This window comes from Rhodococcus koreensis (assembly GCF_017068375.1).
Lineage (GTDB): Bacteria > Actinomycetota > Actinomycetes > Mycobacteriales > Mycobacteriaceae > Rhodococcus_F > Rhodococcus_F koreensis.
In genome coordinates this window covers 8036837-8063247 of sequence record NZ_CP070609.1, presented here as the reverse complement: position 1 = coordinate 8063247, position 26411 = coordinate 8036837, and the positions used below count along the sequence as shown (strand labels likewise).

The following is a 26411-nucleotide window of genomic DNA, read 5'->3' as shown; positions in this document are numbered from 1 at the left end:
GGTGTTCGCGTGCCCTCATTGTGTCCCGAGTGACACGTGTTGTCGTCGCTTTGCTGTTTACACGGACACCGAGTACCCGCCCGGGACGGTGATCAGTCGCCGATGCGCGGGTAACCGCAACCCATGACCAGCCGAATCATCGCCATTACCGTCGACTGCCGGGACTCGGAATCACTGGCACGATTCTGGTGCGAGGCCCTGGGCTACCCGTCGACCCGCCGGTGGATGGACGCATACGGCCGCGAGTACGTCGAAGCGAGCGCACCGGGGTCGACGTCACTGCTCTTCCAGCCCGTCGACGACCGGAAGTCCGGGAAGAACCGCCTGCACCTCGACATCGCACCGTCGTCCGGATCCCGCGACGACGAGGTGCGGCGGCTGCTCTCCCTCGGCGCCCACCGCCTGAGCGACGACCCGAACGTTCCCTGGGTGGTCCTCGCCGACCCGGAGGGCAACGAATTCTGCGTGTTACCGGAACGTGGGGCCGACGACGGGACGACCGCGTAGCCCCCGCCACCAGGCGGCAGGCCCGCCGTGGGCGAGCCAGTGCCGCACGTGGTCCACGTAGTCCGTGGCCACCCGCACCCACTCGCTCCAGGCACTCGGTGTGGGCAGGGTTTCGACGGAACGGATCAGGAGACGATCGATCGCGTCCGTGACCAGCTGCGCCCGCTCCAGCTGCACCATGTGTCCCGCACCGGGCACCTTCACCAGTTCCGCGTCCGGCAGATGCCCGGCGATGGCCTTCGAATACCGGAACGGGGTCAGCAGGTCGCGGTCGCCGCACACGACGAGCGTCTCGATCGGTGCCAGCAACGGCACCGCCGCCGTCTCGTCGTGGTTCTTGAACGACGGCAGGAAGTCGACGAGCGTCTTGAGCGAGGTGTCGTTGATCATCTGCTCGGAGTGCCACATGATCGCCGGGCTGATGCTGCGGTCACCGAACGACGCCGACCTCAGGATCGGCGCCAGCACCCGCTTGCTCGCGCCGCGACCGCTCTGGACCACCCGGGGCAGGTGACGGGCCGCGGTGCTGAAACCGGCGACGACGGGCGTGTTGAGGGTGCGCGCGAGCCCCACGTCACCCAGCTTCTCCGCCGCGGTGGCGATCAGCCCCACCCCGACGATGCGAGATCCGATCAGATCGGGATTCCGGCCGACGTACGAGAGGACGGCCATGCCGCCCATCGAGTGGCCGACCAGCACGATCGGCCCCTCCGGCACCAGCGCCCGGATCACGGCGTCGACGTCCTGCGCGAGATGCGGGATCGTGCACGTGTCCCGCCGCGGCACCCCGGAGTTGCCGTGGCCGCGCAGATCGAAGAACACCATGCGGATCGTCGAGCCCCACGTCTCCTCGAGCTGAACCCGCTGGAAGTGCCAGCCGGTCATCCGGTTGCAGAACCCATGGACGAACACCACGGTCAGCGGGGCGAACGCTGGACCCACCTCGCGCACCGCGAGGGGGACCCCGTCGTCGGCGGCGACGACACTGCCGCGGTCGCGGGTGAGCAGGTCGAAGGTCTCCCCTGCGAACTCGTCGAACATAGTCTCCCAGCCGTTGCCGAAGTCACGGATGATCGCGTGGACGCCTGTCGTGTGGAGGATAGCGCGGCCCGCGAATCGGCTGCGCGAGGCTTCGCCGCTACCGGTCCTCGCCGTACCGGCGGCGCGCACCGAGACGGCCCACCGCGTTCACGGCGAGCGCCATCAACGCCATGGCCAGCAGCAACACGACCGCGGTGACGGCCAGCTGGACGTACCCCTGGTTCCGGGGGTCCAGGAACGGATACGGGTACCAGTCGACGATCGGGCCGCGGATCAGGGAGTACGCGCCGTACACGGCCGGGAAGATCAGCCAGCCGAGGCTCTGGGCGTCGGAGATCCGCACCCGGGACGGGGCGAGCACCCAGTCGAGCAGCAGGACGAGCGGCAGCAGCCGGTGCAGGGCCGTGTTGATCCAGCCGTCCTGCAGCATGACGTCGATGTTCGCCAGCAGCACCGCATACACGATTCCGGTGATGACCATGTACAGCGTCGTCGCACCGCGGAACAGCTGCCAGCGCCGCGACTGCGGATCCCGGATCGCGCCGATCAGCAGGACGACGACAGCGAGGATGTTGCTCTCGATGGTGAAATAGCTGAGGTAGTCGGCCGTCGAGAAGTCGTCGCTGCCGACGTTGCGGAGCGGAATCCACAGCAACGCGACCAGCCCGTAGGCGGCGAACCCCGCCCGCAGAACCCGAACGATCCCCTGACCTCGCAGCTCCGTGACGACGGCGGCGTCCATCCGCCGATATTCGCACACGGGCGGGCGCGGCACAGGGCGATCCACCGGGTTGGCTAGGCTGGGGTCCAGCATGTCCACCACAGCACCCAGCCGGCAGGAACTGAAGAACAGCCTCGGCGAACTCACTCTGCGCGACGAACACCGGCTCCGCCGGCGACTCGACCGTGCCCGCACGCCCGACGCCCTCGCCTCCCTGTCCGACGAGATCGACGCCGCGCGCGGCCGCGTCACCCGAAGACTCGACAGCGTCCCCGCCATCGAGTACCCTGACGCACTGCCGGTGAGCCGGCGCCGCGACGACATCGCGAAGGCGATCGCCGAGAATCAGGTCGTCATCGTGGCCGGTGAGACGGGATCCGGCAAGACGACGCAGATCCCGAAGATCTGCCTCGAACTCGGCCGCGGCGTCCGCGGTCTCATCGGACACACCCAGCCCCGCCGTCTGGCGGCGCGGACGGTCGCCGAGCGCATCGCCGAGGAACTCCACAGCGAACTCGGTGAGACCGTCGGCTACACCGTGCGATTCACCGACCAGGTGTCGGACGGCACGCTGGTGAAGCTGATGACCGACGGAATCCTGCTCGCCGAGATCCAGCGCGACCGGATGCTTCGCCGGTACGACACCCTCATCATCGACGAGGCGCACGAACGCAGCCTCAACATCGACTTCATCCTCGGATACCTGCGCCAGCTCCTCCCCCGCAGGCCCGATCTGAAAGTGATCATCACGTCGGCGACGATCGACCCGGAACGCTTCGCGGAACACTTCGCCGCCGACGGCGTGCCCGCGCCGATCGTCGAGGTGTCCGGGCGCACGTTCCCCGTCGAGATGCGGTACCGCCCGCTCACGGTGGAAGTCGGCGAGCAGACATTCGACCGCGACCCCGTCGACGCGGTGTGCGAGGCCGTCGAAGAGCTCTCCGGCGAGGGCGACGGCGACATCCTCGTCTTCCTCTCCGGCGAACGGGAGATCCGCGACACCGCCGACGCCCTCCGCGACCGCAGACTGCGCGGCACCGAGATCGTGCCTCTGTACGCGCGACTGTCGGCAGCGGAGCAGCACAAGGTGTTCACCCCCCACACCGGGCGGCGGGTCGTGCTGTCGACGAACGTCGCCGAAACGTCGCTCACCGTGCCCGGCATCCGGTACGTCGTCGACCCGGGCACCGCCCGCATCTCCCGCTACTCGGTGCGCACCAAGGTGCAACGCCTGCCGATCGAACCTATCTCGCAGGCCTCCGCCCGCCAGCGTTCCGGTCGTTGCGGCCGTGTCGCCGAAGGCATCTGCATCCGCCTCTACTCCGAGGAGGACTTCGAGTCGAGGCCCGCGTTCACCGAGCCGGAGATCCTGCGCACCAACCTCGCGTCCGTCATCCTGCAGATGACGGCGCTCGGACTCGGCGACGTCGCCGCGTTCCCGTTCGTGCAGCCGCCGGACCCGCGGGCCGTCCGCGACGGCATCGGCCTGCTCGAGGAACTCGGCGCGATCGAACGGAAAGCCCAGAACGAGCAGCCCGTCCTCACCCCGGTCGGACGGGAACTCGCGCAGATCCCCGTCGATCCGCGCATGGCCCGGATGCTCGTCGAGGCGCACCGCAACGGCTGCCTGTCCGAGGTGCTCGTCATCGTCGCCGCACTCTCCATCCAGGACGTGCGCGAACGTCCCGCCGAGTTCCAGCAGGCGGCCGACGAGAAGCACGCCCGGTTCGCCGTGGAGAATTCCGACTTCCTCGCCTTCCTCGAACTGTGGAAGTACCTGCGCGAGCAGCGGAACGAGTTGTCGTCCAACCAGTTCCGCAAGATGTGCCGAAACGAGTTCCTGCACTGGCTGCGCATCCGCGAATGGCAGGACCTGCACGGTCAACTCCGCCAGATCACCCGGGGACTCGGCTGGGAGACCACCGGCGCCCCGGCAGGCGAGGCGGCCATCCACCAGTCGCTCCTCGCCGGTCTGCTGTCACACATCGGGCTGCGCGAGGGTGACAAACGGGACTTCCTCGGGGCACGCGGAAGCCGATTCGCGGTCTTCCCCGGCTCGAGCCTGTTCAAGAAGCCACCGCGATGGGTGATGGCCGCCGAACTGGTCGAGACGTCCCGGCTGTGGGCGCGGATGTCGGCCAGGATCGAACCCGAATGGGCCGAGAAGCTGGCGCCGCACCTCGTGAAACGCACCTACTCCGAACCGCACTGGTCGTCGAAACGCGGCGCCGCCATGGCCTACGAACGCGTGACGCTGTACGGGATCCCCCTCGTCGCCGGCCGTGCGGTCACCTACAGCACCATCGACCCCGAGACGTCCCGGGACCTGTTCATCCGCCATGCCCTGGTGCAGGGCGAATGGCAGACCCAGCACAAGTTCTTCCACGCCAACCGCGCACTCCTGGAAGACGTCGAGGAACTCGAGCACCGCGCCCGCAGGCGCGACATCCTCGTCGACGACGACACGCTCTACGACTTCTACGACCAGCGCGTCGGCCCGGAGGCGGTCTCCGCCCGGCATTTCGACTCCTGGTGGAAAGTCGCCCGCCGCAAGAATCCGGACCTGCTCACGTTCACCCAGTCGACGGTCGTCAACGCCGATTCGGCCGCGGTACTCGGCGGCGAATACCCCGACGCCTGGCGTCAGGGCGACATGCAGGTCCCGCTCACCTACCAGTTCGAACCCGGCAACGAAGACGACGGCGTCACCGCCCGCATCCCGATCGCCCTGCTCGCGGGGCTGCGCGCCGTCGGCTTCGACTGGCTGGTCCCCGGCATGCGTGTCGAACTCGTCACCGCACTGATCAAGACGCTCCCGAAGACCCTTCGCCGACAGGTGGTTCCGGCACCCGACTTCGCTGCCGCCGCACTGGCCGCGGTGAAACCGCGCTCCGAACCGCTCACCGCGGCGATGGCACGCGAACTGTCGCGGCTCGGTGCCTGCCGCATCGACCCCAAGGATTTCGACGTCACCGCCCTCCCCGACCACCTGCGCATGACGTTCGTCGCCGTGGACGAGAAAGGTGCCGTCCTCGGGCGGCACAAGGACCTCGTGTCGCTGCGCAAGTCGCTCGCACCCCGCGTCCAGGTGGAAGTGGCGAAGGCGGCGTCGAACTCGGAGCGGCCCCCCGCACTCACGTGGACCCCCGCGACCCTCGGTTCCCTCGAGGCCACCGTCACGCGCGAACTCGGCGGTCAGAAGGTCACCGGCTACCCCGCGCTGGTCCCGGAGGGTGACGGTGTCGCCGTCCGCGTCCTCAGCACCGCCGCCGCCCAGCGAGCCGCGATGCGCGACGGAACGCGACGACTGCTACTGGCCGCCGTTCCCACCCAGGCGAAGACGGTGACATCCGGTCTGGGCAACGCGCAGCGGCTGGCGCTCGGGCAGAACCCCGACGGCAGCCTCGACGCCCTGATCGACGACTGCCGCACCGCCGCCGCGAATCAGTTGATCGCCGCACACGGCACCCCGGTACGCACGCCGCAGGAATTCGACGCCCTCGTCGCGAAGGCACGCGCGGAGATGGCCCGGAACGTGGCGGTACTCGTGCGACTCGTGTCGCCGGTGCTCGAAGCGGACCACCGGCTCGCCGTCGTGCTGGAACGCGCCACCGGCGAGGCCGCCGACGACGTGCGGGAACAACGGCAGTCGCTGCTGTTTCCCGGATTCGTCGCCGACATCGGCGCCACCCGCCTCCGCGAACTGCCCCGCTACCTCGCTGCCGCGGTCGCACGACTGGAAGCCCTGCCCGGGAGCGCACCGCGCGACCAGAAGGGGATGGATGCCCTCGACCGGGTGTACGCCGGATACGAACGGATGCTCGCCGGCCTGCCGGAAGAACGGCAGCACTCACCCGAGGTCGACGCGATTCACTGGATGATCGAGGAACTGCGCGTCAGCCTGTTCGCTCAAACACTCGGAACCCCGGTCCCGGTCTCCGAGAAGCGGGTACTGAGCGCCATGCAGAAGGTGCGCTGACGCGCAGGGCAATGCAAGAAATGCGCGGACGCGCAGGCTCAGGCGTCGTCGCGGGATTCGCGGTGTTCGCGTAGCTCTTTGATCTCGCGCGCGAAGTCCTCTGCTGAGCTGAACGACCGGTACACGGACGCGAACCGCAGGTACGCAACCTCGTCGAGGTCACGAAGGGGACCGAGGATGGCGAGGCCCACCTCGTTGCTCGGGATCTCCGCGGAACCCGATGCGCGGACCGCGTCCTCGACCTGCTGGGCAAGGAGATTCAGTGCGTCATTGTCGACCTGCCGGCCCTGGCAGGCACGGCGGACACCCCGCACCACCTTCTCCCGGCTGAACGGTTCGGTGACCCCACTGCGCTTGACCACCGACAGGACGGCGGTCTCGACGGTGGTGAACCGTCGACCACACTCCGGGCACGAACGGCGGCGGCGGATGGCCTGTCCCTCGTCGGCTTCGCGCGAATCGACCACACGTGAATCGGGGTGCCGGCAGAACGGGCAGTGCATGGCGATTCCTTCGTCGTAGCCGTCGTGGCCGCAACTGTTCGCCTCCCCCGATGGCGAACCGACGAAAACGGATTCACGCAGCGGATGCACGATCTCGACGCGACCACACGCGGTGGTGGGACTGACAGCCTCCGAGACTACTCGGCCGCCCGGCGGGACAGTCATGCAGAGCCACCCCCGTCACCGGGTCGCGGAAGACGGGACGATCAGACTCTGGCCCGGATGCAACGCCGAATTGGACATGGCATTGAGCTCCATGATCCGCTCGACCACCTGTGCTACCGGCATTTCCGGCGCGATCCGCGCAGCGACCGCGGCCAGGCTCTCGCCCTGCTGCACCTGCACGACCTCCGTGGCCGCCGAATTGCTCACACTGCCGCCGGTGGCCAGCTGCGCCACCCCGGCGAGCCCGCACAACACACCGGCGGTGATCACGACACCGGCGAGCACCGTCCGCCAGCCGACATCGTTCGCCCCGCGTTCGTGGTCGGCGCGGGAGACGCCGGTGTGGGTGGGCCGGTACGCGACGGCGCCGGACGACGGACGTCGCAACTCCCCGTCGGTGCGCCGGCGACACGGTTCGGTGCGGTACGACCGTGCGGCGCCGGAACGGACGACACCCCGCTCGAGTGCCTGCCGGTTCAGCACTGCCTGCCGATGGAGAACTGCGTTGCTCATCGGTACCTCCGCTGCTCGTATCCATGTCGGACTCTTGATGCCGGACTCTTGATGCCGGGCTCTTGATGTCGAGAACTGCTGTCGAAAACTGAGGTCGAGAACCGTTGCCGTACCCGCTGCCGAACCGGTGGGTACCAGATCCGGACCGGTGTTCGATCACGCGTTCGAAAGAACACATGTTCGATTTCTACCACGGCCCTCCGACAAAGTCTCTACTTCTCGCGACACATGTCGAACAGATGTTTGAAACTCCGAGGAAAGCGGGATAGATTCGTGTCACGCGGCACAGCAGTCACATGCGACCCATACCGAGAAGATCGACACACAGACGGAGGCACCTCGCCATGAAGGACGACAGCTCGACCGACGGTTCGACTCCACGTGTGAGCGGTGGCTCCGCCGCCGGGTTGACCGACCGGCAGCGCCGCGTCCTCGAGGTGATCCGCACGTCCGTCAACGAGCGCGGTTACCCGCCGAGCATCCGCGAGATCGGCGACGCCGTGGGGCTCACCTCCACGTCGTCCGTCGCCCATCAGCTGCGGACGCTGGAGCGGAAGGGTTTCCTCCGCCGGGATCCGAACCGTCCGCGCGCCGTCGACGTGCGCGGTCTCGACGAGGTCGCGGCGGGCGTCGCCGCGAACGCCGGGACCACTGTCGAGTTGGCAGCGGTCAAGTCCGGTACCGACGGCACACCCCTGCCGGAGCCCACGTTCGTCCCGGTCCTCGGCCGGATCGCCGCCGGTGGCCCGATTCTCGCCGAGGAAGCCGTCGAAGACGTCTTCCCGCTCCCCCGTGAACTCGTGGGCCAGGGTTCGCTGTTCCTGCTCAAGGTCGTCGGCGAATCGATGATCGACGCCGCGATCTGCGACGGCGACTGGGTGGTGGTCCGGCAGCAGAACGTGGCGGACAACGGGGACATCGTGGCAGCGATGATCGACGGCGAAGCCACCGTCAAGACGTTCAAGCGCACCGACAACGAGGTGTGGCTGATGCCGCACAACCCGCTGTTCGATCCGATCCCCGGCAACGATGCGGCCATTCTGGGCAAGGTCGTCACCGTCATGCGCAAGATCTAGTCACTGCCGGCGGCAGACACGAGTGGGGCCCCACGGCGATCGCCGTGGAGCCCCACTCGCATCCACCCCGGTACGGCCGGAGGCCGGAGTTCGTTGCAGATACGCAGGTCGTGCCTCGTCAGAGATTGAGTCCGCGACCGATGATTTCCTTCATGATCTCGGTGGTCCCGCCATAGATGGTCTGGACACGAGAATCCATGTACGCCTTCGCGATCGGATACTCCTTCATGTACCCGTAGCCGCCGTGCAGCTGCAGACACCGGTCGATCAGCCGGACCTGCGCCTCGGTGGTCCACCACTTGGCCATCGCCGCTTCCTGCACCGACAGCTTCTCGTCGTTGAGCAGTTCGATGAACTTGTCGACGAGGACCCGGACGGCCGTCGTCTCCGTGGCGAGTTCGGCGAGTACGAAGCGCGTGTTCTGGAAGCTGCCGATCGACTTTCCGAAGGCCTTCCGGTCGCGGCAGTACTGGATCGTCATGTCCAGCGCCGATTCCATTGCGGCGGCGGCCACCACGGCGATCGACAACCGCTCCTGCGGGAGGTTCTTCATCAGGTAGAGGAAGCCCATGCCTTCCTCACCGAGGAGGTTGGTGGCGGGGACGCGTACGTCGGTGAAGCTCAACTCCGCGGTGTCCTGTGCCTTCATCCCGATCTTGTCGAGGTTGCGGCCGCGTTCGAAGCCCGGCATGTCCCGTTCGACCACCAGGAGGCTGAATCCCTGCGCTCCCTTGTCGGGATCGGTACATGCGACGACGATCACGAGGTCGGCGTTGATGCCGTTGGTGATGAAGGTCTTGGAACCGTTGAGAACCCAGTCGTTGCCGTCGCGTACGGCGCGCGTCTTGATGCCCTGCAGGTCGCTGCCGGTCCCCGGTTCGGTCATCGCGATCGCCGTGATCAGCTCACCCGACGCGAAGCCGGGCAGCCACCGCCGCTTCTGCTCGTCGTTGCTCAGTTCGAGCAGGTACGGTGCGACGACGTCGTTGTGCAGGGTGAAGCCGATGCCGCTGTACCCGCCACGTGTCGTCTCCTCGGTGATGATCGCGTTGTACCGGAAGTCGCGCACGCCGCCGCCGCCGAATTCCTCCGGCACGGCCATGCCGAGGAAGCCCTGCTTTCCGGCCTCCACCCACAGGCTGCGGTCGACGATGTTCTGCTCTTCCCACTTGGCGTGGTTCGGCTCGGCGTGCTGTGCGAGAAACTTGCGGTACGACTCCCGGAACAGTTCGTGCTCCGGTTCGAACAGGGTGCGCTCCACGCCGACTCCTCGTATCAACTGTCTGTTACGTCTCGTTCGAGATACGTCTGGTTCGACGGTAGAGGCGGGGAACTACGGGGTGAATGACCCAGGTGATCGGGATTCGTGACCCATCCGGTCACCGGTGTCAGCGCTTGCGGAACCCCGCGAGCCAGCGCATCACCGGGTAGGCGACGAGGATGCCCACCGAACCCCACGCAATGCCGCCGAGTTCCACCGATCCGATCGTCAAAGTCAGGTCGCCGATGCCGGCGACGAGCGCGGCGGCGACCACAGTGAGATTCACGGGGTCGGTGAAGTCGACCTCGGCGTCCATCCAGATGCGCACACCGAGGACGCCGATCAGTCCGTACAGCACGAGAGTGGCGCCGCCGATGACACCGTTAGGCACGGTGAACACGAGGGCTCCGAACTTCGGTGAGAACGCGAGAACCACGGCCGTGGCGGCCGCGACCCAGTAGGCAGCGGTGGAGTACACCCGCGTCGCGGCCATCACGCCGATGTTCTCGGCGTAGGTGGTGGTGCCGGACCCGCCACCGAACCCGGCGAGGGTGGTGGCCAGTCCGTCCGCGACGAGCGCATTGCCGGCGACGTCGTCGAGGGACCGACCCGTCATGGCCGACACCGCCTTGACGTGGCCGACGTTCTCGGCGATCAGGACGATCACCACCGGCAGGGTCAGCGCGATCACGGACCATTCGAACGTCGGTCCCCGCAGTTCGGGCACACCGAACCAGGCCGCGTCCCGCAGTGCCGTCACCCGCTCCTCCGCGAGACCGCCGATCACGGCGGCGAACACCCAGCCGACGACGACGCCGACGAGGATGCCGAGGCGGCCCAGCAACCCCGGGCCGAGGACGGTCACGAGCAGGATCGCGAGCAGGGTGACCCCGGCGATCAGTGGTTGTGACTCGAACGAATCCACCGCGGTGGGTGCGAGATTGAGCCCGATCAGCGCCACCACGGCGCCGGTGACGACCGGCGGCATCACCGCGTCGATGACCCGCGACCCGGCCAGTTTCACCGCGACACCGATGACGAGCAGCAGCAGACCTGCGGCCGCGACACCGCCGAGTTGCGCTGCGGGACCGGAACTCTGCGACGCCGTCAGCGGCGCGATGAATGCGAACGACGACCCCAGGTAGCTGGGGATGCGTCCGCGTGTGATGAGCAGGAACAGGGCCGTCCCGATACCCGAGAACAGCAGGGTCGTGGTGACCGGGAACCCGGTGATCGTCGGCACCAGGAGGGTGGCGCCGAACATCGCGATGACGTGCTGCATCCCGATTCCGACTGTGCGCGGCCAGGTGAGGCGCTCGCCGGGAGCGACCACCTCGCCCTCGCTGATCCGCCTGCCGTCGCCGTGCAGCGTCCACCCGAACGCGCGCGTGGTAGCGGACGGGCCGTCAGAGCCGCCGACCGGACCGTCGGGGGCGTCTGTTTCTCTTTTCGTCACAGTTCGCCAATAGTAGGCACGATCTGGGAGTTTCGCGCCGCCGGGACCGGATCCACCGATTCGGCGACATTCACCCCGCGCGCTCGATTGCCTACTCGTTCGCTCCACGGCAACAGTCGTGCGTAAACCGACAAGACACCGACGTTCCGATCGACGCATGATGAGTGACGTCGCTCACACAGCGGTGGCCGATTCGAGTGGCCGCCCGCCGGATCCCAGCGATACTGCGCGATGCCGCGCTGCTGCGTACTCGACCCACAGGAGACGAACATCATGGCCATTGACTTCACGTTGACCCCACAGCAGCGTGAGCTCCAACTCTCGGCCCGCGATTTCGCCGGTAAGGCATTGGCAGACGTCGGCAAGACGATTCGCCATCTGCCCACGGCCGAAGAGAGATTCCTCGCCACCCGCCCTGCCTACGAAGACGTTGTCGCACAGGGGTGGCTTCGCAAGGTCATCCCCGCGCCCGCGGGCGGAGAGGGTAACGGGATGGTCGACCTGGCGTTGATCGCCGAGGAGTTCTACGCAGTCGATGCGAACGTGTCGCTGACGCTGTTCGCCTCACTACTCGGGCTGCTCCCCGTCCTCAACGCCGGCAGCCCCGACCAAGTCCAGCAGACATTGCGCCCCTTCCTGTCCGGCACCGGCGCCCCGCTCGCCGCCTTCTGCCACAGCGAGCCGGGCGGGATCGCCAACTTCGACGAACCTGTGCCGGCTGAAGGGACCCGCACCACCGCGGTACTCGACGGCGATCAGTGGGTGATCAACGGCGCGAAGCAATGGATCAGCAGCGCAACCGGCTGGGACTCGAAGGGCGCGGACATTCTCACGGTGGTGTGCCGCACCGATCCAAATCCCCAGACCCGAGCGGCCGCCGACCACTCGCTGTCCGTCCTTCTCGTGCCTACACCCGACCATGGCTTCGTATCCGACGAGAACTTCGAGACGATGGGCCACCGAGGGCATCTCACCCCGCGCTTCCACTTCGAAAATGTTCGGGTTCCGCGCGAGAACGTCCTCGGCGAGGTCGGCGGCGGCAAGGCCTTGGTCGAGGCGAGTTTCGCCGGCACCGCTGCCCTCGTCGGAATCTTCGGCGTGGGACTCATGCGTTCAGCCTTCGACTTCACCCTCGCGTTCGCCAAGCGTGAGCGGCGCGCCGGCCGGGTGCCGATAATCGAACATCAGGCGGTCGGGTATGCGCTCGCCGACGCGAAGATCGCGATCGAGACCGCCCGGTACCTGAGCTGGAAGGCCTGCAATGCTCTCGACCACGAACTGCCCAGTGCCCTCGAACTGGCTGTGCAGGCGAAGATCTACGGCTCCGAGACCGCGGTGAAGGTCATCACCGACCTCATGCGCGTCGTCGGTATCGACAGTTACAACCACAACCTGCCTCTCGCAGGGCTCCTGCAAGACGCGATCGTGCTGCCGCTGTTCGACGGCGGAAATATGGGAGTTCGCCGGCGCCAGCTCCACAGCCTGCTCGCGTCACCGGACTACGACTCACTCGACACAGTGACGACCTGAGAGCTGGGCTCGAGGACGGAATTCCTCGAGCCCATCGGGCGGTGAGTGGCCGGAATCCGGCGGTCGACTACGCGCCCAACACTCGTACCGCCGCGGCCCGCGCCTCCGCGGGATCGCTCGTGGCGAGCACGTCCTCGGCGGCCCGGCGGCAGTCGTCCAGCGTGACCGATCCCACCTTCGCCCCCACACCGGACACGGCGGCGCCCGCGCAGGACAGCGACGTGACACCGAGTCCGATCAGGACGCAGGCGAGCAGCGGGTCGGCGGCAGCCTCGCCGCAGACGCCGACCGGTTTGCCCGCCGCGACGCCGGCCTCGGCCGTGCGCGCGACGAGCGCGAGAACGGCCGGCTGCCAGGGGTCGGTGAGCGACGCCAGATCGGACGACATCCGGTCGGCGGCCATCGTGTACTGCGCGAGGTCGTTCGTGCCGATGGACAGGAAGTCGACGTGACGCAGGAGGCGGTCAGCTAGTAGCGCCGCGGCAGGCACCTCGACCATGACCCCGGGCACGAGACCGCGGGCGCGGACCTCGGCCGCGAACGATTCAGCCTCGGCGGGAGTCGAAATCATCGGCGCCATCACCCACGGCTGCGACTGCGTCTGCTTCGCCGCGGCGGCGACGGCGTCGAGTTGCCTGCTGAGGATGCCCGGGTTCTGTTCGGCGATGCGGATGCCGCGGACCCCGAGCGCGGGGTTCGCCTCGTCGGCGTGGTTGGCGAAGCGCAGCGGCTTGTCCGATCCCGCGTCGAGGGTCCGGATCACCACTTTCCGGCCCGCGAACGCGTCGAGCACCTCGCCGTAGATCTCGGCCTGCTCATCGACGCCGGGCTCGGAATCGCGGTCCAGGAAGCACAACTCGGTGCGGAACAGTCCGACGCCCTCGGCGGCGGTCCCGGACGCCGACCGCGCCCCGGCCCCGTCCTGCACGTTGGCCAGAATCGAGACGGCGTGCCCGTCGCTGGTGCGGCCCGGCCCTTCCCAGGACTGGATGCGAAGCCGTTCGGCGCGCCCGTGCTCCACGGCTGCGCGGGCCTCGACGGGGTCCGGTTCCATCACGAGTTCGCCCGCCGAGCCGTCGAGGAGGACGGGGGTGCCCGAGACGACGGATTCGAGATCACGCACCGCGACGACACACGGGATGCCCAGCTGCCGCGAGATGATCGCGGTGTGGCTCGTCGGGCCGCCGAGAACCGTCACGAGTCCGACGATCAGCTCGGGATCGAGACCGGCGGTGTCGGCGGGCGCGAGGTCCTGGGCGCAGAGGATCGACGGGGTCGTGGGCACGGGGATGCCCGGCTCGGGCAGGCCGAGGAGTTCGGAGACGACGCGGTCGCGGATGTCGCGCAGGTCGGTCACGCGTTCGGCCATCAGCCCACCCATCTTGGTGAACAGGGTGACGAACTGCTCGGTGGCCTCCGCTGCCGCCTCCCCGGCCGGGGTTCCGCCGGCGATCAGCTTCTGCGCCGCACCGAGCCAGCCGCGGTCTGCGGCCATCGCCGCGTTCGCCTGCAGCACCTCTGCCGCGGCGCCGGAGACGCTCGCCGCGCGGTCGCGGAGTCGCTGCGACACCACGGCGGCCGCTTCCTCGAAGCGGACCTTCTCCGCGTCGCGCGACGCCTCGTCGATCCGGGCGGATCCGGGTGCGACCTCCGGCCGCGGGGCCGGCCAGATCACCGGCGCGTAGGCAATGCCCGGTACCACCGGCGTACCTCGCACGATTTCACGGTCTTCGGTCATCGGGTCCTCCTGGCCGGCTCGTTCTGTCGTCACACAATCGGAAATGCGAATCGACTATGTGACGGAGATTACTCTCAACTCTTGACATGTCAACACACTCGGGCGTAAAACAACATGACACAACATTTCGTGTGATGCAGACCATAACGGATCTCGTCACCGAACACTTCATCGACGAGAACAGGAACGGGGTCACGGTGTATCCGGAAGAACGCCAGCAAGCGGTCACCACGCTGATCTCGCAGCGGGGGCGCATGTCGGTCGCCGACCTCTCCGACACCTTCGGCGTCACCACCGAGACCGTGCGCCGCGACCTCGCGCTGCTCGAACGCCTCGGCCACATCCGTCGCGTGCACGGCGGCGCGGTCCCTGCCGGTTCCCTCACCGTCACCGAACCCGGCATGACGGAGCGCGATCACACCCGCGCCGAGCAGAAGGATCGGATCGCCAAGCGCGCCGCCGCCTACCTGCCGCCGTCCGGTGGCAGCGTGCTGTTCGACGCGGGAACCACCACCGGGCGCATCATCCCGGAACTGCCGTCCGATCTGGACCTCACCGTGATCACCAACTCGGTGCCGATCGCGGCCCGGCTCGCCGGACTCAATTCCGTGACCCTCCACATGCTCGGCGGCCGGGTCCGCGGGATCACGCAGGCCGCCGTCGGCGAGGAGGCGCTGCGCATCCTCGACGTCCTCCGCGTCGACGTCGCGTTCATCGGCACCAATGCGCTCAGCGTCGGCCACGGCCTGTCCACACCGGACACCGAGGAGGCCGCCGTGAAGCGTGCGATGGTCCGCTGCGCCAATCACGTCGTAGTGGTCGCCGACTCGTCGAAGGTCGGCCGTGAGCACCTCGTGAGCTTCGCCCCCATCCACAGCGTCGACATCCTCGTCACCGACGCCGACATCACGCCCGCAGACCGAGCCCACTTCCACGACCAGGGAATCGAGGTGGTGATCGCATGATCGTCACGCTGACCGCCAATCCGAGCATCGACCGCACCGTCAACCTGCTCGGGCGCCTCGAACGGGGAACCGTCCTGCGCGCAGCCGCGACCCACAGCGACCCGGGAGGCAAGGGCGTCAACGTCGCCCGCGCGCTCACGTCCGCCGGCGTCAACGCAGTTGCGGTGCTGCCCGGCAACGCGGGCGACCCCCTGCTCACCGCCCTGTCCGAGCACGGGATCGAGCACGTGACCGTGGCGACGTCCGGTTCGGCACGCACGAACATCACCATCACCGAACCCGACGGCACCACCACCAAGATCAACGAACCCGGTGTCACGATGTCGGCCGGATCCCTCGCCGATCTGCAGTCGGAGATCATCGAACGCGGGTCCCGGGCCGAATGGGTGGTGCTGTCCGGTTCCCTACCCCCGGGCATCCCCACCGACTGGTACGCCACGCTCGTCGAGGCGCTGCGTTCGGCCTCGTGCCGGGTCGCCGTCGACACCTCGGACGCCCCGCTGCTCGCACTCGCGGACCGGTTCCCGGCGGCCTGCCCCGACCTCGTGAAACCGAACAGCGAGGAACTCGCGCAACTCACCGGCGCCGACGGGCACCTGCTCGAGGAGTCCGCGCTGCGGGGAGACCCGACGGCCACCGCCCACGCGGGCAGGCAACTCGTGGACCGTGGGGTCGAAGCCGTCCTCGCCACGCTCGGCGCCGCGGGCGCCGTTCTCGTGACGGAGGCCGGCGCCTGGTGGGCCACGCCACCACCGATCGTCGCCCGCAGCACCGTCGGCGCCGGCGACTCCTCGCTGGCGGGCTACCTGGCAGCGCAGATCTCCGGCGCGTCGCCCGCGGACTGCCTCCGATCCGCCGTTGCCTACGGCAGCGCGGCGGCCGCCCTCCCGGGCACCACCCTGCCGACCCCCGAACACGTCGACATCGACGCCGTCACCGTCACCGCCCTCAGCTCCCCCGCCCCCGATCCGGCCTGAACCAGAAGGAAACACCATGTCTCACTCGACACCCGACCGCGATTCGGGGCCGCAGATCATCAGCGAAGATCTGATCTCCCTGGACACCGACCTCGGAGCCTCCAAGGAGGACGTGATCTCCGCGCTCTCCCAGCGTCTCGCGGACGCCGGTCGCGCCACCGAAGCGGACGCTCTCCGCGATGCCGCGCTGGCGCGTGAATCACAATCGGCGACAGGACTTCCCGGCGGGATCGCGATCCCGCACTGCCGCTCGGAGGCCGTCGTGGCGGCGTCTCTCGGATTCGCCCGGCTCGCCCCGAAGGTCGACTTCGGCGCCCCCGACGGACCCGCCGATCTGGTGTTCCTCATCGCCGCACCCGAGGGTGCGGGCGCGGAGCACATGAAGCTGCTGTCCTCGCTCGCCCGGGCGCTGGTACGCCCGGCCTTCGTCGGCGCCCTGCGTGATGCGAAGACCCCCGCCGAGATCGTCACCCTGGTCAACGACGTCCTGGCCCCCGCGCCCGCCGCCGCACCTGCTGCCGCGACGGCCACTGCAGCACCCGCCGCCGCTGCGGCCGCGGCTGCTGCCCCGGCTCCGGCAACGACGCCCGAACCGGTCGCCCCGGAGAAGGAACCGGAGCCCGAGGCGGGGCCGAAGCACATCGTCGCGGTCACGGCCTGCCCGACCGGCATCGCCCACACGTACATGGCGGCCGACTCGCTCGTCGCCGCCGGCGAACGCGCGGGCGTCGTCGTTCACGTGGAGACGCAGGGTTCGAGCGGAAGTACACCGCTGGCACCCGGAGTGATCGCGGGCGCGTCCGCCGTCATCTTCGCCACCGACGTCGGGGTGAAGGGCAAGGAACGCTTCGCAGGCAAGCCGGTGGTGGCGTCGGGCGTCAAGCGCGCGATCAACGAACCCGACACCATGATCACCGAGGCGCTGCGCGCGGGCATGAACCCGTCCGCGGCGACCGTGGACGCGGGGAGCGCGGGCAGTGCCGCGGACGAGCCGGCCGGGTCGGTCGGCTGGGGCACCCACCTGCGTCAGGTGCTGCTCACCGGTGTCAGTTACATGATCCCGTTCGTCGCCGCGGGTGGTCTGCTGATCGCCCTCGGGTTCCTGCTCGGCGGCTACGAGATCTCCGGTCCCGCGGAGGACATCGTCCTCAACAACTCCCTCGGCCAACTCCCCGACGGTGGCCTGACGACGTACCTGGGCGCCGTGCTGTTCCAGCTGGGTTCGCTGGCGTTCAGCTTCCTCGTCCCCGCGCTGGCCGGTTACATCGCCTTCGCGATCGCCGACCGGCCCGGTCTGGCGCCGGGCTTCACCGCGGGTGCGGTGGCGGTCTTCGTCGGCGGCGGATTCATCGGAGGCCTCGTCGGCGGTCTGATCGCCGGTATCGTCGCGCTGTGGATCAGCCGGATCCCGGTGCCGCAGTGGTTGCGCGGCCTGATGCCCGTGGTGATCATCCCGCTGTTCGCGACGCTGATCGTCGGCGCACTCATGTTCCTGGTCCTCGGCCGACCGCTCGCCGCGATCACGAACGGCCTGACGGACTGGCTCAACGGACTGTCCGGCAGCTCCGTCATCTTCCTCGGCATCATCCTCGGACTGATGATGTGCTTCGACCTCGGAGGCCCGGTCAACAAGGCCGCATACGCGTTCGCGGTGGCCGGCCTCAACGTCAACGACCCCGCCTCGCTGCGGATCATGGCGGCCGTGATGGCTGCGGGCATGGTCCCGCCGCTGGCGATGGCCCTCGCATCGACCGTCCTGCGTCCCAGCCTGTTCAGCGAGGCGGAACGGGAGAACGGCAAGGCGGCCTGGCTCCTCGGCTCGGCGTTCATCTCGGAAGGCGCCATTCCGTTCGCCGCCGCAGACCCGCTGCGCGTCATCCCCTCGATGATGGCCGGCGGCGCCGTCACCGGCGCCCTGATCATGGCGTTCGACGTCACCCTCAGCGCACCGCACGGCGGAATCTTCGTCTTCTTCGCCATCGGCAACCTGCTGTGGTTCCTGGTGTCGCTGGCCGCCGGTGTCGTCGTCGCCGCCCTGTGCGTCGTCGGTGCGAAGGAATTCATCAAGCCCGGCGCGTCCGACGCCGAACTCGACCCCGACGTTGCGACAGTCGCAGCGTAAGAGAAACAGATCGACCCGCTCGACCCGCACCAACCCCACCGACAGAGGAGAGAGTCCATGCCCAGCACCACAGTCGCCGTCGGTTCGTCCATCGGCCTGCACGCCCGTCCCGCCGCCGTCATCGCCGAAGCGGTTGCCGCCGCCGGTGTGCCCGTCACGCTGGCCGTGGCGGACAGTGAACCCGTGGACGCCGGTTCCGCACTGCTCATCATGACGCTCGGCGCCACCAAGGGCACCGACGTCACCGTGACCAGCGACGACGCCGACGCCGTCGAGAAGGTCGCGCAGCTCGTGGCGGCCGATCTCGACGCCTGACCGGTACCCGGCCCGTCAGCTGGTGAGCCCCAGCTGACGGCCGGTCCAGTCCATCTCGCGTTCGAGTGCCGCACTCCAGGTGGCGCCCTCGTGGCCACCGGGAAGCTCGTAGTACCGCACGTTCAGACCGGCCGCCCGCGCGGCAGCGAACATCCGCTGCTGCTGCGGGCGGTATTCGTCGTCGGCGGCCCCGGCCACGAACACCCCGGTCAACTCCGGGAACTGTCGTGTCTTCAGCACGTCAGCCGGATTGACCGCCGCGAACGCGTGCTCGTCGCCGCCGAATGTCGCCGCGACCGTCCCCGCGTGATCGCCGAGCGAGGGCTCGTCCTGACCGAGGAAATCGAGGAAGGTCGGGAAGATCCGCGGATAGTTCACCGCCAGCTGGATCGAGCAGGTCCCGCCGTAGGAGAATCCGCCGATCGCCCACTGTGCCGGATCGTGCGACACCTGCAGGGACGTCTCGATCCAGGCGGGCACGTCGCGGGCCACGTAGGTGGCGGCGTTGCCGAGCGCCGAATCGAGGCACAGCGGATTCGCGTCCTGCGAGCCCAGCGCGTCGATCACCACGACGACCGGTGCGAGTCCGTCGTGCCGTGCGGCATACGCGTCCACGGTGGATCCCAGTCGTCCGCTGCTGAACCAGTCCTGGGGCCGCCCCGGCTGTCCCGCGATCATCACCAGGACGGGGAGCACCGCCCGGGGCGACGTCAGGTACGCCGGCGGCAGGTACAGCACGGCCGGCCGGGCCGCGAATCCGGATTCGGTGCCCGGGATCTCCACTTCCGTCACCACACCGGAGCCGGGTGTGCGCACCGGACGTGTCCACGCCGAGTCCAGCGGGGTCCCCGACTGCACCGCGTCCTCGAACCCGGGGACGTCACCGAACGACACCGGCTGCACGCTCGTCGGTGGACGGTGCCCCACCAGCGAGCCGACGGTCGGGAAGACGCCGACCTCCGCGTTGACCTGGCCCACCGCCGCGGCCGCGGCTGCGGCAGCCGCGACAGCGATCACCCCGGCCCGCCGGACTCCGGGTTTCCGGAGCAGGAGCGCCGCGGCGAAGACGAGGATTCCGACGGCGAGCCAGATCCAGATGTACCCGGTGAGGGGTATCTGGTTGGGCAGCGGACGGTACGCCGCCCACACGGCGCCTCCGATCACGGCGGTCACGGGCACCGCGACCGCCGCTGCGCCGACGACCGGACGTCTGGCGGAACGAGTCACTGCGAGCAACACGACGAGGCCCACCATCACGGCCGCCGTCGACGCGGCCCGGGCGCGACCGTGCTCGAGCGACAGGTGGGCGATACGCGACAACAACTCGTGGGCCTGCACAGCGCACAGTATTCACACCGCGTCACCCACCGAAAGAATCAGGCTCGCAACATTTCTCGCAAATCAGACCTATCGGGCACGACGGCGGACGAGAGAGCCGGCGACCACGGCGAGCACGACCACGCCGCCGGCGACGCCGATCCCCCACGCCGTTCCCGGCGACTGCGTCGACGCCTCGTCCGAAACGGCCTGGGCACGGGCCTGATCCTGCACCCTCGACACCGCCCCGAGCAGCACCCGAATCGGTGGAACGGGTCCCTCCCGGGCCTCGGAGGCGATCAACAGGTCGCCGTTCTCTGTGAACGCGACCGACTCCCCCTGCGGCTGCTCCGGCACGTGGGCGCGCACGGCGGGTCCGGCCGCGAACGCCGCCGCCAGGTCGCCGTCCGGGGCGGAGAACAGGAACACATCGGAGTAGCTGCGCACGGCGGCGACGGTCCCGTCGGCGGACACGGCCCCGCCGGTGAACATCGTCGAATGCACGGCCGGGGCCGTGGTGCCGCTGCCGGTGGTCGCGTCGTCGACGCCGTTCGTCGCCGAGACGTCCAGCGTTCCGACCTTCTCCAGCGGGGTCGGGCCGGGGCTCGCGAGATCGCCCACGGCGACACCCCCGACGGGCCGGTACACGTTGCCCGCCCCGAACACTTCCTTCGTGACGATCAGCGGGGTGCCGTCGCGCTGGACGAGGACGGTCTCGGCATCGTGGGGGCCGTCCGGATACGTCAGCCGATGCAGTTCTCCCGCGCCCGTATCACGGTCCATCGCGATCAACGCCACCGTCTCGCGCCGGCGTCCGTTGTCGCCGGTGTCGGCCAGCCACAGCCGGCCGTCGGAGCCGGAGGCCATGTCCTCGACGTCGTACGGATCGACCGGCAGCGGAAGCCAGCGCTGTACGGCGCAGTTCCCGTCCATCACCGCGACCGCGCGGTCGGACCCGCTGTCGCCGACCGCGTAGAGCAGCCCGCCGGCCGACACGAGCCCCGACAGCTCCTCGAGCGAGGCCTCGTCCGGGGTGCCGACCGCGGAATCGTCGGGAGTGCACAGCGGACCGAACTCCGACGCGTCGACGGCGGTCTGGTCGCGGAAGAACGGCTCGGCGAATCCGGTTCCCGCCGCGGCGAGCGGTGCGCACGTCGCGAGCACGGCGACCGCCACGCGGGCGGACCACCGTGAGCGGTCAGGCACTGCCGCTGTACTCGACCAGTGCCGACGCCAGCGCTTCGGGCACCCGCGCGTGGACGCGTGTGCCGTCCTCCTCGTGGGAGGAGTCGAGGATCTGACCGTCCGAGTGGATCCGGGCCATCAGATCGCCCCGGTTGTACGGGAGGAGAACGCTGACCTCGATCTCCGGGCGGACCAGGACGTCGCTCAGATGTGCACGCAACTCGGCGATGCCCTCCCCGGTCCGGGCGGAGACGAACGACGCACCGGGCAGCAGGCCACGCAGCTGGGTCAAGGTGACCGGGTCGGCGGCGTCGATCTTGTTCACCACGATGAGCTCGGGCGGTGCCGCGGCGTCGTTCTCCCGGATCACCTCGGTGATCACCTCGTGGACGGCCTTGATCTGATCCGTGGGCAGCGGATCGGAACCGTCGACGACGTGCAGCAGCAGATCCGCGTCCGTCACTTCCTCGAGCGTCGAGCGGAACGCCTCGATCAGCTGCGTCGGCAGATGCCGCACGAACCCGACGGTGTCGGTGAGGACGTATTCGCGGCCGTCGTCCAGCGCCGCCCGGCGGGTGGTGGGATCGAGGGTGGCGAACAGCGCGTTCTGCACCAGCACCCCGGACCCGGTCAACGCGTTGAGCAGGCTCGACTTGCCGGCGTTCGTGTAGCCGACGATCGCGATGGACGGGGTCTCGCTGCGCAGTCGCCTGGTGCGTTTGGTGTCGCGGGCGGCCTTCATGCCCTTGATCTCGCGACGCAGCTTGGCCATCCGCTCACGGATACGACGGCGGTCCGTCTCGATCTTGGTCTCACCGGGACCACGCAGACCCACGCCGCCGTTGCTTCCGGCGCGACCACCCGCCTGCCGGGACATCGATTCACCCCAGCCACGCAGTCGGGGCAGCATGTATTCCATCTGGGCCAGCGCCACCTGCGCCTTGCCCTCCCTGGACGTGGCGTGCTGGGCGAAGATGTCGAGGATGAGGGCGGTCCGGTCGATGACCTTGACCTTGACGACCTTCTCCAGCGCGGTGAGCTGCGCGGGGGTGAGTTCACCGTCGCAGATGACGGTGTCGGCGCCGGTCGAGAGGACGACCTCGCGGAGTTCCTCGGCCTTGCCGGAACCGATGTAGGTGGCCGCGTCGGGTTTGTCCCGCCGCTGGACGAGGCCCTCGAGGACTTCCGATCCGGCGGTCTCGGCCAGTGCGGCGAGCTCGGCCATGCTGGATTCGGCCTGCGCCGCGGTTCCCTGGGTCCAGACACCGACGAGCACCACGCGTTCGAGGCGCAACTGCCGGTATTCGACTTCGGTGACGTCTGTGAGCTCGGTGGAGAGCCCGGCAACCCGGCGCAGCGCGCTGCGGTCCTCGAGTTGCATCTCGCCGACCGAAGGGCGCCCGTCGTCGTAGGCGAACTCAGTGGAGTCGGAGATCGGCGATTCTTCTGTGCGATGTGTTTTCGTCATACACCCTCATGATCCCACGGAATGTCGAGGGCGTGCACGTGCATTTCGCGCAGGGCGATCAGGCAAGGCCGTTCCACCAGTTGTCGTCGAGGTTCCCGGACGCCACCAGGACGGACGGTCCGCGCAACGTCGCCCGGCCGCCGGACAGCGCGACCGTGACCTGACCTCCGGGAATGCGGACATTCACCTCACCGGAATCGGCGCCGTCGAAGCGCAGCGCGGCGGTGGCCGCGGCCACCGTGCCGGTGCCGCACGACCGGGTCTCGCCGACCCCGCGCTCGTGCACCCGCATGTCCACGGCGCCGGAATCGATGCGGGTGAGGATCTCCACGTTGACGCCGTGCGGGAAGAAACCGGGATCGAAGCCGGGTGCGGCCGTCAGGTCGAGGGCCGACAGGGAGGCCGCCGTGAGATGCGCGTCGACACACGCCAGGTGCGGATTGCCGACGTCGATGCCGATGCCGTTGAACACTTTGCCGTCGATGGTCGCGGCGCTCGTTCCCAGATCCCGCACCACCCCCATGTCGACGGTGACCTCGCCGACGGAGCCGTCGGCCGAGTGCACGATCACCGGTTTGCCGCCGGCCCGGCTGCCGACCACGAACTCGTCGCGCGTCTCGAGGCCGGTCGACCGGAGGTAGTGGGCGAAGACGCGGACACCGTTGCCGCACATTTCCGCGATCGACCCGTCGGCGTTGCGGTAGTCCATGAACCAGTCGTCCTCGGACGTGCCGTCCGGGAGTTCGGCGAGCACGCCGGCAGCGGCCAGCGCACCGGCCTTGGCGACGCGCAGGATTCCGTCGGCGCCGAGTCCACGCCTGCGATCGCACAGCGCTGCCACACGCGGGGCGGACAGATCGATGCGGACGTCGGGATCCGGGAGGACCACGAAGTCGTTCTCGGTGCCGTGTCCCTTGCTGAAATCCATGCGCACCACTCTAACCAACCGCCGAGGGGGTGCAGTTCATCTGCGCTACCGCGGTGCGGTTCATCTGCGCTACCGCGGTGCGGTTCATCTGCGCTGCCGCGGTGCGGTTCATCTGCGCTGCCGGGCGATTTCGTAGAGGGCGACGGCGCCGGCGGAGGGGGCACCGAGGGAACTGGCTGCGCCCCCGATCGGGATGTTGACGACCGTGTCGCAGGCGCCTCGCCACGCGGCGCTCATCCCGCGGGTCTCGTTGCCGATCACGAGCACGGTGCCGCCACCGAAGTCGTGGGCGTCGATGGTGACGGAACCGGTCTCGTCCGTCCCGACGATGTGCAGTTCGGTTCCGGACGCTCGCCGGGCGTCGCGGAACGCGAGGATCTCGTCGACGGAGGACACGGTGACGACGGGCATCGCGAAGAGCGATCCGGTGGAGGCGCGGACGCTCCGGGGGTCGAACGGGTCGGCGCCGTGGCCGGCCACGACGACCGCGTCGGCGCCGAACGCGTTGGCGGAGCGGACGAGGGTGCCCAGATTTCCGGGTGAGGTGGGCCGGTCGAACACGACGATCAGGGGGACGGACTGCAGCCGCAGGTCCTTCAGTCGCGGGGCGCGGGTCTTCGCGACCGCGATCAGTTCCGGCGCGGTGTCGGTCTTCTCGCCGAGTTCGGCCATCAGTTCGGCGCTGACACCGATCTGTTCGACGGATCGGGTCGCGAGTAGCTCTCGCGCCCAGTCGGACAGCGGTGGGCCGTCGATGCGGTGCAGCAGCGATTCGATCGGCCAGTCGTGTTCCAGGGCGAGGTTGAGGGGGCGCACACCCTGGATCAGGAAGCGTCCCGCCTTCGTCCGTTTGGCACGGTTGGTGAGGTACGACTGCCATTGCTGGAAGCGGGCGTTGCGGGTGGTCACCAGCACGGACGAGGCCGGACGGTGCCGTGCGGACGGTGTTCGGCTCATCGTTCTCCCAGTGTTCGCGTCTCGTCGAGGGTGTGGATCGTGGTGTCCGCGAGGTCGGGGGTGTTTCCGTCGACCCAGTGGATGCGGGGGTCGCGGCGGAACCAGGACCGTTGCCTGCGCACGTAGCGCCGGGTGCCGATGAACGTGCGTTCCTCCGCCTCGGCCAGGTCGTATTCGCCGTCGAGCCAGGCGAGGACCTGTGCGTAGCCGATGGCCCGGGGCGCGGTGACGCCCTCCCGCAGTCCCACGTCGATCAGCCCGCGCACCTCGTCGACGAGTCCCTGTTCGAACATCAGCCGGGTGCGGAGCCGGATCCGGTCGTCGAGTGCGGCGGTGTCGCGGTCGACGCCGACGATGTGTGTGCCCCAGCGCGGTTCGCCGATGCGCGGGGCGGACGCCGCGAACGGCCTGCCCGTGATCTCGACGACTTCGAGGGCCCGGACCAGGCGCCTGCCGTCGGTGGGGAGGATCGACGCGGCGGCGTCGGGATCCACCCGGCTCAGCTCGGCGTGGACGGCCGCGACGCCCTTCTCGGCGAGGACGGCTTCCCACCGCGCCCGTACCGACGCGTCGGTGGCGGGGAAGCTCCACTCGTCGAGCAGCGACTGCACATACATCATCGATCCGCCGACGATGACCGGCACGGCGCCGCGGGCGGCGATCGCCTCCACGTCGCGGACCGCGGCCTGCTGATAGTTCGCGACGGTGGCCGTCTGCGTCACGTCGAGCACGTCGAGTTGGTGATGCGGAATTCCGCGGCGTTCGGCCGGGGCGAGTTTGGCGGTGCCGATGTCCATGCCCCGGTACAGCTGCATGGCGTCGATGTTGACGATTTCGCCGCCGAGGCGTTCCGCCAGGTCCAGCGCGAGATCCGACTTTCCGGTGGCGGTCGGTCCGACGACGGCGATCGGCACGGGTGAGGTCACGGACGCCACTCCCCCACGTGGTAGCCCACTCCGTAGGGCGCCGCGCTGTACAGCGTCCGGCAGGAGGCGGGCGCAGCGTCGAACACGCCGGCGAGGACCTGCCACGGGACGCGCCCGCCGATGCCGAGGGCGGCGCATTCGGCGGGGTCGAGGGCGAGCAGCGCCTCCCGGTCGCCGGTGTCGAGGGCCGCGTCGACACGGGCCTGCACGCCTTCCGCGCGGGGGTCGAACGCGCCCGGTGCCTTCGCGGTGAGGGTGTTCGCCCCGTCCGCGACGATCACCAGCCCGCGCGGCTCGGGGTCCCGGTCCAGAAACGCGCGCAATTCTGCGCCGTACGCGGCGCACTGCTGCGGCGACAGGTCGGCGGCGAGGATCCGCGCGTCGACGACGGCGTCCGGCGCGCACGCTCCCCGGATCCACCCGGCCGTCAGCGCCGCGAGCGGCAGGTCCGGGTCGGGTTCGCCGGCGGGACCGGGCCGCAGTGTGACCCGCACGTCGACGCCGTAGCCGCGGTAGGTGCCCTGAGCGTCGGCCGGCACCTCCACCGCGGTGGGCGCCGCGCCGATCGCCACCCATTCGGTGGCGATCGCGGACAATGCCTTCGCGGCCGCCTGGACCGCGTCCCGCAGCGGCGCCGTCTCCGCAGCGGCCGCCCCGGTCAGTTCGGGTACCAGCAGCGGTGGGGACGGCACGAGGATGGCGGCGGTGAACACACAGTCACGCTAGTCGACCGCGGGCACGGACCCGACATCCGATTCGGG

At 69.1% G+C, this 26411-nt stretch carries 22 protein-coding genes; 8 read left to right on the top strand and 14 right to left on the bottom strand.

Features of this window, described 5'->3' with window-relative positions; translation table 11 throughout:
- Positions 1 to 123 precede the first annotated feature (123 nt).
- Positions 124 to 507, top strand: coding sequence for a VOC family protein (locus JWS14_RS36640; RefSeq protein ID WP_072942381.1), 384 nt, complete (start codon positions 124 to 126; stop codon positions 505 to 507).
- Here the strand turns inward: JWS14_RS36640 and JWS14_RS36635 are convergent.
- Complete coding sequence (locus JWS14_RS36635) at positions 469 to 1548, bottom strand: alpha/beta fold hydrolase (protein ID WP_072942461.1); 1080 nt, start codon at positions 1546 to 1548, stop codon at positions 469 to 471. The two genes, JWS14_RS36640 and JWS14_RS36635, sit on opposite strands and share 39 nt — an antisense overlap.
- Before the next feature lie 97 nt (positions 1549 to 1645).
- Positions 1646 to 2290 carry a Pr6Pr family membrane protein gene (locus JWS14_RS36630; RefSeq protein ID WP_072942382.1) on the bottom strand — a complete coding sequence of 215 codons (645 nt, stop codon included), beginning with the start codon at positions 2288 to 2290 and terminating at the stop codon, positions 1646 to 1648.
- 70 nt (positions 2291 to 2360) lie between these two features.
- Here JWS14_RS36630 and hrpA point away from each other — a divergent pair, with 70 nt between their 5' ends.
- Entirely contained in the window at positions 2361 to 6248 is a 3888-nt protein-coding gene (hrpA, locus tag JWS14_RS36625; protein WP_206015372.1) for an ATP-dependent RNA helicase HrpA, read from the top strand.
- Positions 6249 to 6286: 38 nt separating this feature from the next.
- Here hrpA and nrdR read toward each other — a convergent pair whose 3' ends face one another.
- Positions 6287 to 6751 (bottom strand): transcriptional regulator NrdR, encoded by a 465-nt coding sequence (gene nrdR / locus JWS14_RS36620; protein ID WP_015890458.1) that lies wholly within the window; start codon positions 6749 to 6751, stop codon positions 6287 to 6289.
- Positions 6752 to 6931: 180 nt separating this feature from the next.
- Complete coding sequence (locus tag JWS14_RS36615) at positions 6932 to 7429, bottom strand: LysM peptidoglycan-binding domain-containing protein (protein WP_206015371.1); 498 nt, start codon at positions 7427 to 7429, stop codon at positions 6932 to 6934.
- 344 nt (positions 7430 to 7773) lie between these two features.
- Here JWS14_RS36615 and lexA point away from each other — a divergent pair, with 344 nt between their 5' ends.
- Entirely contained in the window at positions 7774 to 8505 is a 732-nt protein-coding gene (lexA, locus tag JWS14_RS36610) for a transcriptional repressor LexA (protein WP_072942388.1), read from the top strand.
- A 118-nt stretch (positions 8506 to 8623) separates the two neighbouring features.
- Here the strand turns inward: lexA and JWS14_RS36605 are convergent, their stop codons facing one another.
- Both JWS14_RS36605 and JWS14_RS36600 read right to left on the bottom strand, forming a co-directional pair.
- Positions 8624 to 9766: an acyl-CoA dehydrogenase family protein gene (locus JWS14_RS36605; RefSeq protein WP_206015370.1), complete on the bottom strand. Its 1143-nt coding sequence runs from the start codon at positions 9764 to 9766 to the stop codon at positions 8624 to 8626.
- Between the two features lie 127 nt (positions 9767 to 9893).
- Complete coding sequence (locus JWS14_RS36600) at positions 9894 to 11222, bottom strand: uracil-xanthine permease family protein (protein ID WP_241031563.1); 1329 nt, start codon at positions 11220 to 11222, stop codon at positions 9894 to 9896.
- A 273-nt stretch (positions 11223 to 11495) separates the two neighbouring features.
- Between JWS14_RS36600 and JWS14_RS36595 the strand changes: the two genes are divergently transcribed.
- Positions 11496 to 12752 (top strand): acyl-CoA dehydrogenase family protein, encoded by a 1257-nt coding sequence (locus JWS14_RS36595; RefSeq protein ID WP_206015369.1) that lies wholly within the window; start codon positions 11496 to 11498, stop codon positions 12750 to 12752.
- Between the two features lie 67 nt (positions 12753 to 12819).
- Here the strand turns inward: JWS14_RS36595 and ptsP are convergent, their stop codons facing one another.
- Positions 12820 to 14490: a phosphoenolpyruvate--protein phosphotransferase gene (ptsP, locus tag JWS14_RS36590; protein WP_206015368.1), complete on the bottom strand. Its 1671-nt coding sequence runs from the start codon at positions 14488 to 14490 to the stop codon at positions 12820 to 12822.
- Positions 14491 to 14687: 197 nt separating this feature from the next.
- On the opposite strand from ptsP, the gene JWS14_RS36585 reads away from it, so the two are divergent.
- From JWS14_RS36585 to JWS14_RS36570, 4 genes are read left to right on the top strand one after another with little or no spacing between them, the layout of a single operon-like run.
- Entirely contained in the window at positions 14688 to 15455 is a 768-nt protein-coding gene (locus JWS14_RS36585; protein ID WP_072942464.1) for a DeoR/GlpR family DNA-binding transcription regulator, read from the top strand.
- Entirely contained in the window at positions 15452 to 16432 is a 981-nt protein-coding gene (pfkB, locus tag JWS14_RS36580; RefSeq protein WP_072942393.1) for a 1-phosphofructokinase, read from the top strand. Before JWS14_RS36585 ends, pfkB begins: the two co-directional genes overlap by 4 nt.
- Before the next feature lie 16 nt (positions 16433 to 16448).
- The gene (locus tag JWS14_RS36575) at positions 16449 to 18554 is read left to right on the top strand and encodes a PTS fructose transporter subunit IIABC (protein WP_072942395.1); all 2106 of its coding nucleotides are present in this window, start codon (positions 16449 to 16451) and stop codon (positions 18552 to 18554) included.
- 57 nt (positions 18555 to 18611) lie between these two features.
- On the top strand, positions 18612 to 18869 hold the full coding sequence (locus JWS14_RS36570) for an HPr family phosphocarrier protein (protein WP_005240765.1): 258 nt from the start codon (positions 18612 to 18614) through the stop codon (positions 18867 to 18869).
- A 15-nt stretch (positions 18870 to 18884) separates the two neighbouring features.
- On the opposite strand, the gene JWS14_RS36565 is transcribed toward JWS14_RS36570, so the two are convergent.
- The 7 genes from JWS14_RS36565 to JWS14_RS36535 form a co-directional block, all read right to left on the bottom strand.
- Positions 18885 to 20207 carry an alpha/beta hydrolase gene (locus JWS14_RS36565; protein ID WP_095860690.1) on the bottom strand — a complete coding sequence of 441 codons (1323 nt, stop codon included), beginning with the start codon at positions 20205 to 20207 and terminating at the stop codon, positions 18885 to 18887.
- A 69-nt stretch (positions 20208 to 20276) separates the two neighbouring features.
- Entirely contained in the window at positions 20277 to 21392 is a 1116-nt protein-coding gene (locus tag JWS14_RS36560; protein WP_206015367.1) for a hypothetical protein, read from the bottom strand.
- Entirely contained in the window at positions 21385 to 22839 is a 1455-nt protein-coding gene (gene hflX, locus JWS14_RS36555) for a GTPase HflX (RefSeq protein WP_072942400.1), read from the bottom strand. The genes JWS14_RS36560 and hflX overlap by 8 nt, the downstream gene beginning before the upstream one ends.
- Positions 22840 to 22897: 58 nt before the next feature.
- On the bottom strand, positions 22898 to 23767 hold the full coding sequence (gene dapF, locus JWS14_RS36550) for a diaminopimelate epimerase (protein WP_206015366.1): 870 nt from the start codon (positions 23765 to 23767) through the stop codon (positions 22898 to 22900).
- 108 nt (positions 23768 to 23875) lie between these two features.
- On the bottom strand, positions 23876 to 24724 hold the full coding sequence (locus JWS14_RS36545) for a TrmH family RNA methyltransferase (protein ID WP_206015365.1): 849 nt from the start codon (positions 24722 to 24724) through the stop codon (positions 23876 to 23878).
- Positions 24721 to 25650 carry a tRNA (adenosine(37)-N6)-dimethylallyltransferase MiaA gene (gene miaA / locus JWS14_RS36540; RefSeq protein WP_206015364.1) on the bottom strand — a complete coding sequence of 310 codons (930 nt, stop codon included), beginning with the start codon at positions 25648 to 25650 and terminating at the stop codon, positions 24721 to 24723. The genes JWS14_RS36545 and miaA overlap by 4 nt, the downstream gene beginning before the upstream one ends.
- A complete protein-coding gene (locus tag JWS14_RS36535; protein ID WP_095860691.1) occupies positions 25647 to 26363 on the bottom strand; it encodes a class III extradiol dioxygenase subunit B-like domain-containing protein in 717 nt (238 codons plus the stop codon). The genes miaA and JWS14_RS36535 overlap by 4 nt, the downstream gene beginning before the upstream one ends.
- Positions 26364 to 26411: the final 48 nt, after the last annotated feature.

Bases quoted from the DNA above. Each gene is read 5' to 3' on its own strand.
- JWS14_RS36615 (WP_206015371.1), bottom strand. From the start codon at position 7,429: ATGAGCAACGCAGTTCTCCATCGGCAGGCAGTGCTGAACCGGCAGGCA.
- JWS14_RS36595 (WP_206015369.1), top strand. From the start codon at position 11,496: ATGGCCATTGACTTCACGTTGACCCCACAGCAGCGTGAGCTCCAACTC.
- hflX (WP_072942400.1), bottom strand. From the start codon at position 22,839: ATGACGAAAACACATCGCACAGAAGAATCGCCGATCTCCGACTCCACT.
- JWS14_RS36545 (WP_206015365.1), bottom strand. From the start codon at position 24,724: ATGAGCCGAACACCGTCCGCACGGCACCGTCCGGCCTCGTCCGTGCTG.
- pfkB (WP_072942393.1), top strand. From the start codon at position 15,452: ATGATCGTCACGCTGACCGCCAATCCGAGCATCGACCGCACCGTCAAC.
- JWS14_RS36575 (WP_072942395.1), top strand. From the start codon at position 16,449: ATGTCTCACTCGACACCCGACCGCGATTCGGGGCCGCAGATCATCAGC.
- dapF (WP_206015366.1), bottom strand. From the start codon at position 23,767: ATGGATTTCAGCAAGGGACACGGCACCGAGAACGACTTCGTGGTCCTC.
- JWS14_RS36635 (WP_072942461.1), bottom strand. From the start codon at position 1,548: ATGTTCGACGAGTTCGCAGGGGAGACCTTCGACCTGCTCACCCGCGAC.
- JWS14_RS36640 (WP_072942381.1), top strand. From the start codon at position 124: ATGACCAGCCGAATCATCGCCATTACCGTCGACTGCCGGGACTCGGAA.
- nrdR (WP_015890458.1), bottom strand. From the start codon at position 6,751: ATGCACTGCCCGTTCTGCCGGCACCCCGATTCACGTGTGGTCGATTCG.
- lexA (WP_072942388.1), top strand. From the start codon at position 7,774: ATGAAGGACGACAGCTCGACCGACGGTTCGACTCCACGTGTGAGCGGT.
- JWS14_RS36630 (WP_072942382.1), bottom strand. From the start codon at position 2,290: ATGGACGCCGCCGTCGTCACGGAGCTGCGAGGTCAGGGGATCGTTCGG.
- ptsP (WP_206015368.1), bottom strand. From the start codon at position 14,490: ATGACCGAAGACCGTGAAATCGTGCGAGGTACGCCGGTGGTACCGGGC.
- hrpA (WP_206015372.1), top strand. From the start codon at position 2,361: ATGTCCACCACAGCACCCAGCCGGCAGGAACTGAAGAACAGCCTCGGC.
- JWS14_RS36570 (WP_005240765.1), top strand. From the start codon at position 18,612: ATGCCCAGCACCACAGTCGCCGTCGGTTCGTCCATCGGCCTGCACGCC.